Here is a 14,979-nt window from a genome sequence, read left to right on the forward strand (position 1 = left end):
CATGTCATCGTTGATTTTTCTCTACCCACACTGGTTAGGGTTGTTGATGCCTCTGTTGTTGCTCGCCGCTTGGCGAGGGCTGCGCCAAAACCAACGGGGATTGATTGCCCCTCATCTCGCGCAAGCGTTGGGGATTGAAACTCGCACGCGGCGCTCTTTTGGGGGTGTATTGGTACTCAGTTGGATCGTCGCTACCCTTGCGATGGCGGGCCCAAGCTGGCAATCCGCTGAACGTCCGAGTGTGCAAAATAGCGCCGCACGTGTGTTAATTATGGATATGTCACGCTCGATGTACGCAACCGACCTAACGCCAAACCGTTTAACACAGGCGCGTTATAAGGCACTTGATCTCCTAAAAGGTTGGCAAGAAGGCAGCACGGGCTTAGTGGCTTACGCCGCCGATGCTTATGTGGTGAGTCCGCTGACGAGTGACAGTGCAACGCTCGCCAATCTGCTGCCGAATCTCTCCCCAGACATCATGCCTTATCAAGGCTCAGATGCCGCTGCCGCAGTGAGTTTAGCGATCACCATGCTCCAGCAATCAGGTCATCAGCAAGGGGATCTGATTCTTATCACCGATGATATGAGTGTGACAGAACGAGAAAAACTGATCTCGTTGTTACAAGGTAGCCCATGGCGTTTGGTGACGCTTGCGATCGGTACTCCTAGCGGCGCGCCCATCCCTTTAGGGGATGGTAGCCTGCTAAAAGATCGTCAAGGCCAGACCGTGATTGCCAAAACCGCATTTGACCAATTACAGCAGCTCTCACAACGCGTTCAAGGCGTGCTGACCGCGTATCGTGCGGATGGCGCAGATGTGGCGCACATCCTCAGCCTGACTCAGCAGCCGATTGATATTGCCGAATCGACTTCTCGTCAAGCCATCACGGAGCGCGTCAATAACGGTTACTGGTTAATATTGCCCCTCCTGATCGCCGCTTTATGCCTATTTCGCCGTGGGGTGATTTTCAGCTTACTGCTGCTTTTCGGAGTGAGTTTGCCCAACCAGCAGGCTTGGGCCTCTGCATGGTTAAATCAAGATCAGCAAGCGATGCGCATGTTCAACAATGAGCAATATGCGCAAGCCGCTGAAGCCTTTCTCGATCCACACTGGCAAGGTGCGGCTCGTTACTATGCCAAAGATTACCAAGGGGCAATTGACGCCTATTCGCAAATCGCTAACCCTGATACTGCCACGCAGTACAATCTCGCCAATGCTTATGCGCAAGCAGGAGAGTTACAGAAAGCGCAGGATTTGTACGAACAAGTGCTCAAGCAAGAGCCGAATCATCAAGATGCACGACACAATTTAGACGTGGTCAAAGCTGCACAGCAACAGCAACAGCAACAGCAACAGCAACAGCAACAGCAACAGCAACAGCAACAGCAACAGCAACAGCAACAGCAACAGCAGGATTCGTCATCAGGCGCCTCCGGTCAAGAAGCGCAAGAAGGCTCATCAGCAAATCCCTCAAATACAGCTCAGGAGCAAGAGGCGAGCTCTCAAACAAAAGGCGCATCGGCGCCTGACCCACAGCAGGACCAACAAGAGAGTAACGAGCCCAAAGCGAATGCAAAACCACAGGAGCAACCAAGCGCTGTGGATGATGCGCAAGCTGGGGAACCCAACGCGCACCAGGAGCAATCAAAAGATCCGAAAAATGGGCAGCCAAGTGGAACCGAGCAAAACGATGAGCAGAGTGACAAAGCCAATGCCGCTCAGCCCTCCGAGTCGGTCACCACCTCTTCTGATCCCAATCTTGACCCTATGTTACGTAAGTTGGAGCAAGTCGAGAGTGCTCGCGATCCGAGTGCACTACTGCGCGCGCAATTTATTCTGCAAGCCCAACGTAAACCTAAACCCACGGAACCCGATCAGCCATGGTAAAGATACACGCACCGTTTCAATCCGTACTTTTTTGGCTAACGCTGCTGGTAAGTTTGCTGGCACTTCCCGCGCATTCCGCTGATTTAGTGGCCAGTGTCAGCAAAAATAAAGTGGTCAAAAATGAAGTATTTCAGCTGCGAATCGTCAGTCATGACAAAGTCTCTGCCGATGCCCTCGATTTTTCCCAACTGGAGCCTGACTTTTTTGTTGGTCAGCCGAGTTTTGCCTCCTCGACCAATATCATCAATGGCAACTACTCACAACGCAGTGAATGGACCGTTGCTCTTGCGGCGCAAAAAGTAGGCATAGTGACTATCCCAAGTTTCCAGTTAGGGAGTCACCAAACCTCCCCCATCGCGATCCAAGTGGCTGAAGATCAAGACCAACCTGCCCAAGAAGAGTTGGCGGAGGTACGCAGCCGTTTAGAACGAACAGAGCTTTATCCTGGTGAAAGCACACTATTCCACGCGCAGTTGATCATTAAAGAAGACATTCGTCGCCTGCGCGACCCCGACATTACCCCACCGAAAGTCGAGGGCATGCGTTTAGAATCGGCGAGCGAGCCGAAACAGTATCCGAGTGTGCTCAATGGGGTAGAAGTGACGATTGTCGAACAATCCTTTCGCGTCACCGCTGAACAGGCAGGCCAGTTTACCTTAAGTGAGCCTGTGCTTAAGGCCGGCTTACTGTATGGTAACCAATACAGTGGCAATACTCGCTTAATCACAATACTGACTAAGGCCAAAAACTACTCAATCCAAGTATTAGAAAAACCCAAACACTATCAGGGCACTTGGCTGCCCACCGCCAAGCTGAGCCTGACTCAAGAGTGGCAGGATGGGCAACAAAAGCTCGAATCAACCACTGCCTACTCGACTCAAGTTGGTCATGCCATTACACGTGAGATTCGTCTGCAAGTCAGTGGGTTGACTCAACAACAATTGCCAAACATCCACATCCCATACCCAGAGAGCATCAGCGTCTATGCTGAGAAGCCGCAATTTAGTACGCTGGATAATGGCGATACCGTAATGACCTTCAAGCAAGTGCTGATCCCGCGTCAGGCAGGAGATATTCACTTACCCGAGTTCAGCCTCAACTGGTGGAACACCCAGACACAAGCGGAGCAGACCAGCCAAGTGGCAGGCATGACTTTGCAAGTCAAACCCAGCGAAGAAACGCCTGTATTACCCACGCCGAGCCAGCCCAGTGCTCCTGAGATCCAGCAGGTCGTCGACGCTGGCTATTGGCCATATATCACTCTGCTGTTTACGCTGCTGTGGCTCAGTACGGCCCTCTTGGCTTGGATGTTGTGGCGTCACAAGCACACCGACTCTCAGGCGAACCATAAAACGAAAGCGGCCTCTAACGCACCGTCTTGCGCCTATCAAGCCGTGCTACAAGCTATCGAGCAACAAGACTTACTGGCTCTGAGCCCAGCGTTACGTACTTGGCAAAAGGAAGTGATACTGAATCAAGAAGAGGAGCAAACCCTGACGGCTCTTGTCCATACATTACAGCAAGCTTGTTTCTCGGAGCGGACAGAGCAACCGGATTTCAATCCCTTGAAAAATTGGCTTGTGGCTAAACAGAAACAGCAAGGAAAAATGCAGCGCAGCCGCTCATCCACGTTACCGCCGTTATAACTTTGGCTTTGACAGGAGGCTGACAATTTCATGTCCTCAAGGGATAGCTTGTTAAGCGTGGTAAGAGTAATTTAGAGCGCGATGAAAAATGGTGGAGAATGTGACTAGGTGTAATACTTCTCTGTCGTCAGTTAAAAGGTCAATCAATGGGAGGACATCCATGACCAATATCAATACCAAAGCCGCCACTGTGCTGGGACTGAGCCTGATTATCGGGCTTTCCGCACTGGGCTTCTTGGTACAACAAATGGCGGTTAAGTTTAAAGAGTACGAGCGCGTTGTGACGGTGAAAGGGCTGTCTGAACGTGAAGTGGTGGCCGATACCGTCATCTGGCCCATTCAGTTTACCGTTGCGGATAATCAACTCTCTTCTCTGTTTGCCACTGTCGATCAGCAAACTCAGCTTATTACCCAATTCTTAGTGGAAAAAGGCGTGGATCGCGCAGCGATTTCCCTTTCAGCACCTGCAGTGATCGATAAAAAAGCTCAACAATATGGTGAAGATCGCGCTGAGTTTCGCTATTTAGCGACTCAAACCTTGACCGTGTACAGCAAACAAGTCGATCAAGTACGAAAAATCATTAGCGAAATTGGTCAGCTGGGTAAGCAAGGCGTGGTTTTTAACCAAGATCCTTACAACAATCGCGTTGAATTTAGCTTCACCGGGCTCAATGACATCAAACCAGACATGATTGAAGAGGCGACGAAGCAGGCAAGAGAAGTCGCGCAGAAGTTTGCAAAAGATTCGCAAAGCACACTAGGTAAGATCAAAACGGCTTCACAAGGACAGTTTTCCATTACTGATCGTGATAACAATACGCCATACATCAAAAATGTACGCGTGGTCACCACCGTTGAGTATTACCTGTCCGATTGATACACCCTAACCACTTCTTGCAGCAACAGTGTGGGCAAGATGAGAATCGCGTCTTGTCTATGCTGATAAGGATGAGGCTGATGGGGATGAACTCACTGACCAGCAACACTAGGGTGTTTGGGATAAGAGCGCATTCATCGAAAGCAAAAAATGAATGGAAAACCATTCATTAGAAAGTAAAAAGGGGCGTGGTTTTCACCACGCCCCTTTTAGAATCAATCTGAGCTAATTACAGCGCAGTAACTTGAGCAGCTTGTGGGCCTTTTTTGCCTTGCTCAACGGTGAAGCTTACACGCTGGCCTTCAGCCAGAGTTTTGAAGCCTTCAGAAACGATAGACTTGAAGTGTACGAACACGTCTTGACCGCCGTTGTCTTGAGAGATGAAACCAAAACCTTTAGTTTCGTTGAACCATTTTACTGAACCAGTCATTTTCTGAGACATAGTAACCTCTGATATATATTTGCTATGAGTTTATTTGGCTGATAACGAAAGCTATTGAATGGTATATCAAGACAAAGTTGACGCAGGTTTAACGAGATATCGAAAACGATCTGAGATTGAACTTTCACTGAATTTAACATTAACAACTCTTACCTAAGAGCCGAGGTAAACTATACACGTATTTTTTCGAAACGCTACATTTATTTGTGTTATTTGCCAAAGCGTAAGAAATCTGCTGGATAATGCTACATTTCTGCCTGTATGCAGTCGATATTTTCAACAATAACGCCAATAACCTGATTCCGTCCTTGGCTTTTCGCTCTATACAAGGCTTTATCCGCCTCTGCATAGAGCTGATCAAATTGAATCTCTCGCGGTTTATAGCGAGAGGCTGCATAACCGATCGATACGGTCAGTAGCTCACCACTGGGATTTTCGCAGTGTTCAATACATTCTGCTTCAATACTTTTACGAATATTTTCAGCCAGTAAATGAATCTCTTCAGCGCTGCGATTCGCCACCAAGAGCAGAAACTCCTCCCCACCAATACGACAGAACAGTTCATGCTCAGATTGCGCATGTCGACTGAGGATATTACCAATCCGCATCAGAGCAATATCGCCTTCAAGATGCCCATAGCAGTTGTTGAAAAGCCCGAAATGGTCAATATCGAGCAAGATCACGCCATAATTGACCACCTCTTTGATGGTCTGTTCGCAAGTTTGCTCCAGTTGGTGCTCAAGCATACGGCGATTACCTAAACGAGTCAGCGGATCTAATTTCGCCATTAAATCGAGTTTTTCGTTGGCCTTTTGCAAATCACGAGTGCGATTGCGCACCTCAAGTTCCAGCGTTTCATTGAGTACCGAGATCGCTTCTTGGGCTTTGGCTCGCATCAAGACTTCGGTGAGGTTTGAAGCAAACATACGAATCACTTCACGCAGTTGTGAAGTCAAGGGGGAACGTCGGATCAAATTATCAGCCGCAATAAAGGCAATCGGGGTGCCTTTGTCGGTGAGCATGGTCATCGCCGTCCAACCATAACCGACAATTTTACAGTCGTGATAGATGGGAACCCCCTCTTTAAACACCACTTCGTTTGGGTACACTTTGGCAAGGTCGACAATGTCATTTTCATGCGTTGAACCACGGAAATAGGATTCATCGACAATGTTGCCTTGAATATCCGTCCCCCACGTTCCCTGAATATAAGAGCAAGCTTCATCCGTCAAAAACACCGCCATGCGATCAATCCCCATTCGGTTGATCGCAAAGGTGACTGCCGATTTACACACTTCACTGACTGTCATACAGCGAGACAGTTCGACCATGCTGGCATGCAGCATACGTACGTTTTGTTCCTGCTTTTTACGAATATAAATTTGCGCGAGCAGTGAGCCAAACGACTCAAGCATCTGTTTTTGATACTCGGTAATCGGCTGCCGATTGATATAGTTGTCGATGGCAATCCAGCCTATGGTGTCATTACCATCACGCAAAATCAGCATGGCGTTCCAGCCTTGTCCCACCACCTGTCCGACGGTGTACAGAGGCACATCTTCCACCACCATCAAAGTGCACTCTTCATTGGATAAAGCTTCGAGATATTGAGGCTCTAATTGGTGCAGATCATACTGGGTGTGCTGTTCATCAATCGTATTACCGTGCTCATCGGTACCATAAGTACCACTGAAGCAACGCTTTTTCATATCAAGCAACAATAGCGCGGATCGATCAAACCCGAGACGATGTCGCATTACTTCGACCGATGCACGGTGTAACTCATCAAGATTGGCGGGGTTGGACAACTCGAGCGCGACTTGATGCACCAGCTTCATGTTGTCAATAAACTGCTCTCGCTGACGAATTTCACTAAGGTACTGCGCCTCACGTAAATCACGATTTTTAAACTCTTTCGATGCTTCAATTTCCGCTCGTAAGCATTGCCATTTCGCCGCAATTAACTGTAAAAAATCCAACTCACCAGATTGGGTACTCAGGTGTATTTTTTCGACGCATGCCGCTTGAATGATCAGGTAAGTCCGATGCTGAGGATGGTTATCCAGCATAAAAATAAACGAATCGCCGCCCATCACCGGCAAATAGTTCCAACGACAGGTATTGATGGCAAAAGGGATCAAGCCATCGGAAGTATCAAACTGCGCAGCCCATGCCCAAAAGGCTTCAGGGTACGCTTCTAGCGGCGTAAATGTGTTGGAAGAGAGTAAGGTGTGACCTGCCACGTCTTGAGATGGTGCTCGTACGATCCCTGCTGATTGCGATAATAAAAATGTCGTTAAGTACTCAAACGTGGTCTCGGCCAACATTCGATAATTACGACTTGAAGTAACTCTTTTGAGTAGGATTCGAGGAAACATGCGCAGCCTGACTTAATATTTGTTTTATGCGAAATCATGGCCGAAATTCTGATAAGCAATCAATTGGTTATCCTTCTGGCTGTTAACTACGCCGCACTTTTTTTAGATAACTGATCGCATCCTCGGCACAGCCAGCATTTTTGCGAGGTTGTTTCCATTTATTGCATCAATGATACATACTTTTTGAGTAATTTCTCATTATTGAATCATTTTTTATTATCACACCCTACTTGTAATAGGCACTGATTTCTTAAATCTATCCCCAAACAAACTCTTTGGAATTGCCTGTAGACAGCAAGTGAGTTCATCACAAGGAGCTTAGGCGAACAATGTAATTAGCCAACACTGCTGCAGCTTCAAGTAGGAAGGAGATATCTGCTAGAATTAGGCGCAGTTTGTTTCCATCTTGGGTCTCCTATGCGTCTTTTCTCTGCCGTACTGCTGTTATTGCTGATTTTCCCTAACCTGAGTTATGCGCAAGTCGATTTAGTCAGAGTGGATAAATCAAAGCGGCGTATGTACTTACTCCAAGGCAATGAAGTCATTCGTGAGTATCGTATTGCTCTAGGAAAATCCCCTAAAGGACATAAGCAGCAAGAAGGCGATCAACGCACACCAGAGGGATACTATCTTTTAGATTTTATTATTGAAGATTCGAGCTTCTACCGTTCGATACACATTAGCTATCCCAATGCTCACGATCAGCAGCTCGCTCAATTGCGCGGCGTATATCCCGGTGGCGATATTAAGATTCATGGCTTAAAAAACGGTGATGAGAGAGAGCCGGGTTTCGTACAAAGCTTTGACTGGACGAACGGCTGCATTGCAATTACCAATCAAGAAATGGATGAGTTTTTAAGCCTAGTTCAGCCCGGTGTGCCCATCCATATTGAGTGGTAAATGAGTTGGTCTCGCGCTGAAAGCGCTGACCAAGAGATCGCCACAACATGGCGCAGCAATCCAGTTTGGTTACTGTTTTAAAGGTTTGACTAAGGATTCTAGCCCCTCAATTTTGATCGCTAGGCAGAGCTCCAGTAACACGCCTAGCTCTCCTTCTGGAAAACCTTGTTTTTGAAACCAAAGTAAATAAGGTTCTGGCAAATCAATCAAAACTCGACCTGCGTATTTACCAAATGGCATTTTCATTTGTGCCAATTTTATAAGATGCGTTTTCTCAAACATTGTGAATATTGAATATCGTCGATAACTCAGCGGGCAGACTAAAGTGAAGCGTGAGAAAAGTAAATATCTTCCTGCATCTGGATGCAGAGAAAAATAGCGGAATAAATGTGATTCACCACCCACTGTTTTATTTTTTGTTAGCGTATTCTCAATTTGTTCATTTGTCAGATGACGAATGGCTATTTTCATCCATAATCAAAGTGGGTTTGAAATGAATCATTTCAAATAGGTGAAAATATGAGAATGCACAACAACTCTAGTATCTGGTTTACCCTCGATTATAAAATCGCTTTCTTCTTTCCTGCGTAATCCCTTCTCGCGTGAATGACTAGGCATGTTTTGCAGTCAATCGACTGCAATCCGGTTTTGTTATTCCGCTTTCTTACTCGCTTGACGCATGGCTTTATATACCCAAACCACTTGGAATTGCAGGTAGCTGGCAAGGGTGTTCATCCCCATGAGCATAGATAAACTCTGTGATTGGAGTGAACGAACGTTGCCAACACCGCTGCAGCTTCATGTAAGCATGGGGACATCGCTTACTGCCAGATATCGACAATTTTAAGTCTATCCAATGACTTATATTGGTATTTATCTGTGTTTAGTTAAGCCATTGAAGAAAATATAAATATGCGTTTTAAGCTTTGTAAGCATTAAATATGCATTCGCTTCGACGTAGATATTATTTACGTCATAGCTGCATAGTGAATCAATCTCAGCACAAGGAATTTAATTTATTCCTTGCACGACTTTATATTTTAATTTTTAGGAATACCCAGCATGGAAAATTTTAAACACTTACCAGAACCTTTTCGTATTCGTGTTATTGAACCTGTTAAACGTACCACACGGGAATATCGTGAAAAAGCGATTTTAAATGCCGGAATGAACCCCTTTTTGCTCGATAGTGAAGATGTATTTATTGACCTGCTCACCGACAGCGGCACTGGCGCTATCACCCAGGAGATGCAAGCCGCCATGTTCCGTGGTGATGAAGCCTACAGCGGCAGCCGAAGCTACCACGCACTCGCGAGAGCGGTTAAAGATATTTTTGGTTATGAATACACGATTCCGACCCACCAAGGACGTGGTGCAGAGCAGATTTATATTCCTGTTTTGATTAAAAAGCGTGAAAAAGAGAAAGGACTCGATCGCAGTAAAATGGTCGCCCTATCTAACTACTTTTTCGATACCACTCAAGGCCATACCCAAATCAACTGCTGTGTTGCCAAAAACGTATATACCGAAGAAGCGTTTGATACTGGCGTAAAGGCCGATTTTAAAGGCAATTTCGACTTAGAAAAGCTCGAACAAGCGATCCTTGAAGCGGGCCCAGCAAACGTCCCATATATTGTCAGCACCATCACTTGTAACTCTGCTGGCGGCCAACCGGTTTCGATTGCTAACTTGAAAGCCGTGTATGAGATTGCCCAACGCTACGACATCCCCGTGATCATGGATTCCGCTCGTTTTGCTGAAAACGCGTATTTTATTCAGCAACGAGAACGCGATTATCGCAACTGGAGTATCGAAGAGATCACGCGTGAAGCTTACAAATACGCAGATGGGCTCGCGATGTCGGCCAAAAAAGATGCCATGGTGCAGATGGGCGGCTTACTCTGCTTTAAAGACAAAAGCTTCTTTGATGTGTACACCGAATGCCGAACTCTGTGTGTGGTTCAAGAAGGCTTCCCAACCTACGGCGGCCTAGAAGGCGGCGCGATGGAACGTTTGGCGGTTGGCTTGTATGACGGTATGCGCCAAGATTGGCTCGCATATCGCATTAATCAAGTCGAGTATTTGGTGAACGGTCTTGAAGCGATTGGCGTGGTTTGCCAACAAGCCGGTGGCCATGCCGCGTTTGTCGATGCGGGAAAATTGCTACCTCACATCCCAGCAGATCAATTCCCTGCACATGCTTTAGCTTGTGAACTCTATAAAGTCGCAGGTATTCGCGCAGTAGAAATTGGCTCACTCTTGCTTGGCCGTGACCCGGCAACGGGCAAACAGCACCCTTGCCCTGCCGAATTGCTCCGTTTGACCATTCCTCGCGCGACTTATACGCAAACCCATATGGATTTCATCATCGAAGCGTTTGAGAAAGTCAAAGCCAATGCGCATAAGGTCAAAGGGTTAGAGTTTACCTACGAGCCTCCAGTGTTGCGCCACTTCACTGCGCGTTTAAAAGAAAAAGCCTAATACGGTGTTTAAAAAGTGCAGCCTGCAAAGGCTGCCTTTTTTTGACCTAAACAACATAACAACAAAATCAACAATAACGTGAAACCCAAGGATTTTATCATGTCGAAACAACCCTCTCTGTTTGGGGGAGCCTGCATTATTGCCAGCGTCTGCGTAGGTGCTGGTATGCTTGGTCTCCCCAGCGCAGGTGCCGGAGCATGGACTCTCTGGTCTATGTTGGCGCTCGCTTTAACCATGGCGGTCATGACGCTTTCAGGCTGGATGCTACTTGAAGCCTTTAAACACTATGATCTTCGAGTCTCGTTTAATACCGTGACCAAAGATATGCTAGGCAGCCATATCAATCGCTTTAACAACCTGACCGTTTACTTTGTCGGCGGCATCTTGCTGTACGCCTACATCACCTCTTCTGGTTTGATTTTGCAGGATTTACTGCATATCAATAGCAAAATAGCCTCGATACTCTTCGTGGCGGTATTTTCCGCTTTCGTTTGGCATTCGACTCGCGCAGTGGATCGTATCTCGGTTATTTTGATCGTGTTTATGGTTCTGAGCTTTATTTTTGGTGTTTCAGGATTAGCGATCAATGTGAAAACATCCATCCTATTTGACACCCTAAATAAAAGTGGTGAGTACGCTCCTTATGCGATGGCAATGCTGCCCGTTGCGCTGACCTCGTTTGGTTATCATCACTCCGTTTCATCCATGCGTGCCTATTACGGCGAAGAGCACAAAGCCAAGTACGCGATTTTGGGAGGCACAGTGATTGCGTTAAGTCTTTATGCGCTTTGGCTGTTCAGCATTTTTGGCAATTTACCTCGTGCCGATTTTGCGCCTGTCATACAGCAAGGTGGGAATGTGGATGTGCTTTTAAAAGCCTTAGGTTCGGTGGTGGAGTCGGAGAAAGTCTCACAAGCGATCAACGCCTTTTCGATGGCCGCGATCCTATCTTCCTTTATCGGCGTTGGCTTAGGCGTATTTGATTTTCTGGCCGATTTATTTCAGTTCAGCAACTGTAAACAAGGGCGTACCAAAACTTGGCTGGTCACCTTTTTGCCACCTCTCATTCTCTCTTTGCTGTTCCCATTCGGCTTTATCATTGCGATCGGTTACGCAGGCGCAGCCGCCACTATTTGGGCCTGTATTATCCCAGTACTGCTTGCGCGTAAATCGCGCACTTTAGCCAATGGAGCACAAGGTTTTGTTGTACCAGGTGGTAATGTGGCGCTGGGTGTCGTGTTGATCTTTGGTGTGCTGACTGCGGTTTTCCACATGATGGCGATGGCCAATTGGTTACCGACTTTTACTGGGTAAAATGATAACCACCTACTTAATAAGTAGGTGGTTATTCACTTGTTACTCAAGACTCCAGCATTTTTCTACCTGCGCTTCTGCCACAAAATAATCATCATGACTGACGATAATCAATGCGCCTTGGTAATGCGCCAGTGCCTTGGCTAAGGCTTGTTTGGACTCCAAATCGAGATGATTATCAGGCTCCTCGAGCAGCAAAATAGGTTCATTGGCAACATGGCTGACCATGAGCATCGCCAATTTCATTTTTTCACCGCCACTGAGGTGTTTGGCAAGCCGATACACCGTGTCTCCCCGAAAACCAATCCCCGTCAAATTGTCGAGCAGTGACTGGTTTAAATCCACTAACCCATAATGCTGATCGAGATACATCACAGGCGCGTTGCGCTGGATATGGCCTTGATATTCATCATGCAAACTCGCAACCGCTTTCAGAAAACGGCTTTTACCGCCTCCATTGGCAGCCGAAAGACGGCAATGCTCTCCCTGCCTTAGAAGCAAAGTCAGTGGTAAATGGTTAACCCCGTCAGCGCGGTAATTCTCGACACTCAACAAGGTACGTTTTTTACCGTTACTGATCTCGGTAAGATAAAGTTTGGGATCCGACTCTCGCACCAACGTCGATTGCAACCCTTGCAATTGCTGCTGATTTCGCTGGCGTTGGTTGTGATCGTTCACTAACGCCGCAGAGCGGATTTTCTCGGTACTGTTCTTTTTCGCATCCATCAATATTTTCGGTTGGCTACCCGATTTCAGCGCTTTAGCACCTTGATTGGCACGCTTTTGCGCCTTTTCCTGACTCTTTTGTATTTCACGCTCAATCGCTTTCTGATCATTTTGTAATTGAACCACACGCCGACTCAGCGCCTCTTGTTGTCGCTGCCATTGCTGTTGATAGTGAGCGTAGTTTCCTTCAAACCAATGCAAAGGAAATTAGCGCATGACAAATTGCTCTTCGTGGAACTGGCGCGGCAGGTCAACTTGGTACGGTTTAAGCGCTTTTTTCAGACTATTAGAAAATGCGATTGGCCCACAGAAATAGATTTCGAAACGGCTTAAATCTCCACATCGGCGCGCAATGTCATCCGCTGACAGATGAGGATCAACACTCGAATCTATGATGGTTAATAAAACTCCAGCCAACTGCGCTTTGTGGCGAAGTTCTGCGCACAAATTCGGATCCATTTGATGGCAACAGAAAAACAGATGTACTGGTGGATGTGCTCTCTCCGTCATTAACCAATCGAGTCCAGCCATAAATGGCGCAATCCCAACGCCACCACCGATCCAAATCTGAGGTTGCTGAGTCGAAAAATCAAACTTGCCATAAGGGCCTTCGACTTCCAAAGTTTCTCCGTTTTGTAAGCGCTGATGCAGCCCCGTTGTAAAATCACCCAGCTCTTTAATCAAAAAGCGAAGTTGGGAGCCCTGATGAGCACAGGCGATGGTGAACGGATGTGGTTCTTCACCGGCAAACTTTAAGTACGCAAACTGCCCAGCCTTGTGGCCTAACCAAGGTTTATCTAACTGAATGGTTAAATCCAAGGTTTGACTGTTAGGGCAGTAATGAAACGCCTCAACATGAGCCGGATAACGAGATTGTCGACCAACTAAACCGAGCAAGCTATAACATGCAGCCCATGAACCCACCACAATAAACAGCATTGTTAGCCAGTAAATTGGCTCGCCCCAATAGGCTTTTTTCAGCAAGATCACACTGTGCAAAGCAATCAACAAATACACCACCGCCATCAAGCGGTGAGTCAGTCGAAACGGTTTGTATTTAATGGCCGACCAAAGCGAAACCACCAACAGCACAATCAAGGCGTAGAATCCCCACTCCCCGACTTCCATCGCCAAAGGCTTAGCCTCTTTCAGCCATAAAGCCAAACCAGATAGGTTACCATGTGGACCAGTGCCGTTAAGGCGGGCGGGTTTCGTCAGTAGTTCGAGTGAGATGAGCCATTTAGGAATCTGGTAAGCCAGCCAATGCAAGATCCCCAGTAAGAGCGCGGTGATCCCGAGCCATTTATGAATGCGATAGCCTTTGTCTATGCCACGCGTCCAGCGTTCTACCGAAGGTAAACGTAGCGCTAATAACATCGCCAACGACATCAACATGAGCGCCAGAATACCGGAGAACTGCACTAAACCTGATCGCCACTGAAATAAGTTTGTTGACCCAAACAGTGTAGGTTCAGCCTGTACCCATAACAGAGTGACGATGCCAACCATTACCCAGAGAGTATATTTAACCCTGCTCATAACCTAATTCCGCTTTATCAATAAGGTTATTTTAGAGTAACAAACCTAATGTAAAGCGCTGTCGCAGAAGGGTAAAGTTGAGTAAAGATCAAAAAGGCCGCCCGTTATACAGGCGGCCTTTTTATTTTGAAATAATCAAGGTGTCACGATTAACGTGCGCGATTCTTCACATGTTTTTTGACTTTTTTCATCGCCATTTGCTGTTTTAGTGGTGATAGATAGTCGATAAACAGATTGCCAGAAAGGTGGTCAATTTCGTGTTGCATGACAATGGCAAGGAAATCGCTCGTTTCGATGCGCAGTGGCTTACCCTCACGATCCAGCGCTTCCACCACGACAGAAGTATAACGCTCCACATCCGCGTAGTAGTCTGGCACCGATAGGCAACCTTCTTGACCCATCTCTTTATTGCTGCCACTGACCACTTTTGGGTTGATCAGCACAAGTGGCTGGTCACGATTGTCTGACAAATCAATCACCACAATCGCTTCTTCGCGGCCTACTTGCGGCGCTGCCAGACCAATACCGTTGTCCGTGGCGTACAGGGTATCAAGCAGGTCGTCAATTAAGGTTTGTACTGAGGCCACATCCGTGACCTGTTTGGATTGAACACGAAGTCTTGGATCGGGTGCAGTAAGAATCTCTAGAACAGCCATGGTTTCCTTGGAGCATTAGTTGAATAAAAATAACGCGGCGTAAGATAGTGTTTTCTCTCCCAGTTGTAAACCAAGGCCGATAGTTGCAAAAACAATGTTTGGCGAAAAAATAAAGCCAGTCAAACGACTGGC

At 47.0% G+C, this 14,979-nt stretch carries 13 protein-coding genes; 7 read left to right on the forward strand and 6 right to left on the reverse strand.

Features of this window, described 5'->3' with window-relative positions:
* The first annotated feature begins 1 nt into the window (after position 1).
* From CEQ48_RS01895 to CEQ48_RS01905, 3 genes are all read left to right on the forward strand, one after another.
* Positions 2-1,888, forward strand: a complete 1,887-nt coding sequence (locus tag CEQ48_RS01895; RefSeq protein ID WP_089070014.1) for a VWA domain-containing protein — start codon at positions 2-4, stop codon at positions 1,886-1,888.
* A complete protein-coding gene (locus CEQ48_RS01900) occupies positions 1,882-3,534 on the forward strand; it encodes a BatD family protein (RefSeq protein ID WP_089070015.1) in 1,653 nt (550 codons plus the stop codon). Before CEQ48_RS01895 ends, CEQ48_RS01900 begins: the two co-directional genes overlap by 7 nt.
* A 160-nt stretch (positions 3,535-3,694) precedes the next feature.
* Positions 3,695-4,411, forward strand: coding sequence for an SIMPL domain-containing protein (locus CEQ48_RS01905; protein WP_089070016.1), 717 nt, complete (start codon positions 3,695-3,697; stop codon positions 4,409-4,411).
* Positions 4,412-4,640: 229 nt separating this feature from the next.
* Here the strand turns inward: CEQ48_RS01905 and cspE are convergent, their stop codons facing one another.
* On the reverse strand, positions 4,641-4,853 hold the full coding sequence (gene cspE / locus CEQ48_RS01915; protein WP_000078819.1) for a transcription antiterminator/RNA stability regulator CspE: 213 nt from the start codon (positions 4,851-4,853) through the stop codon (positions 4,641-4,643).
* Between the two features lie 245 nt (positions 4,854-5,098).
* Positions 5,099-7,096, reverse strand: coding sequence for a GGDEF domain-containing protein (locus CEQ48_RS01920; protein WP_198301131.1), 1,998 nt, complete (start codon positions 7,094-7,096; stop codon positions 5,099-5,101).
* Between the two features lie 552 nt (positions 7,097-7,648).
* Here CEQ48_RS01920 and CEQ48_RS01925 point away from each other — a divergent pair.
* Complete coding sequence (locus CEQ48_RS01925) at positions 7,649-8,131, forward strand: L,D-transpeptidase family protein (protein ID WP_089070019.1); 483 nt, start codon at positions 7,649-7,651, stop codon at positions 8,129-8,131.
* Between the two features lie 69 nt (positions 8,132-8,200).
* Here the strand turns inward: CEQ48_RS01925 and CEQ48_RS01930 are convergent, their stop codons facing one another.
* Positions 8,201-8,413 carry a DUF3820 family protein gene (locus CEQ48_RS01930; RefSeq protein ID WP_000462097.1) on the reverse strand — a complete coding sequence of 71 codons (213 nt, stop codon included), beginning with the start codon at positions 8,411-8,413 and terminating at the stop codon, positions 8,201-8,203.
* A 243-nt stretch (positions 8,414-8,656) separates the two neighbouring features.
* On the opposite strand from CEQ48_RS01930, the gene tnaC reads away from it, so the two are divergent.
* The 3 genes from tnaC to CEQ48_RS01945 all read left to right on the forward strand — a co-directional run bounded on the left by tnaC (position 8,657) and on the right by CEQ48_RS01945 (position 11,926).
* On the forward strand, positions 8,657-8,722 hold the full coding sequence (tnaC, locus tag CEQ48_RS20570) for a tryptophanase leader peptide (protein WP_369074896.1): 66 nt from the start codon (positions 8,657-8,659) through the stop codon (positions 8,720-8,722).
* Positions 8,723-9,193: 471 nt separating this feature from the next.
* Complete coding sequence (gene tnaA / locus CEQ48_RS01940) at positions 9,194-10,612, forward strand: tryptophanase (RefSeq protein WP_089070020.1); 1,419 nt, start codon at positions 9,194-9,196, stop codon at positions 10,610-10,612.
* 99 nt (positions 10,613-10,711) lie between these two features.
* Positions 10,712-11,926 carry an aromatic amino acid transporter gene (locus tag CEQ48_RS01945; protein ID WP_198301111.1) on the forward strand — a complete coding sequence of 405 codons (1,215 nt, stop codon included), beginning with the start codon at positions 10,712-10,714 and terminating at the stop codon, positions 11,924-11,926.
* Between the two features lie 42 nt (positions 11,927-11,968).
* On the opposite strand, the gene CEQ48_RS01950 is transcribed toward CEQ48_RS01945, so the two are convergent.
* From CEQ48_RS01950 to def, 3 genes are all read right to left on the reverse strand, one after another.
* Positions 11,969-12,853 carry an ATP-binding cassette domain-containing protein gene (locus CEQ48_RS01950; RefSeq protein ID WP_089070022.1) on the reverse strand — a complete coding sequence of 295 codons (885 nt, stop codon included), beginning with the start codon at positions 12,851-12,853 and terminating at the stop codon, positions 11,969-11,971.
* A gap of 6 nt (positions 12,854-12,859) precedes the next feature.
* On the reverse strand, positions 12,860-14,191 hold the full coding sequence (locus CEQ48_RS01955; protein WP_089070023.1) for a ferredoxin reductase family protein: 1,332 nt from the start codon (positions 14,189-14,191) through the stop codon (positions 12,860-12,862).
* Between the two features lie 149 nt (positions 14,192-14,340).
* A complete protein-coding gene (def, locus tag CEQ48_RS01960; protein WP_000279461.1) occupies positions 14,341-14,847 on the reverse strand; it encodes a peptide deformylase in 507 nt (168 codons plus the stop codon).
* Between the last annotated feature and the right edge of the window lie 132 nt (positions 14,848-14,979).

The sequence above is a fragment of the Vibrio tarriae genome, assembly GCF_002216685.1.
GTDB lineage: Bacteria > Pseudomonadota > Gammaproteobacteria > Enterobacterales > Vibrionaceae > Vibrio > Vibrio tarriae.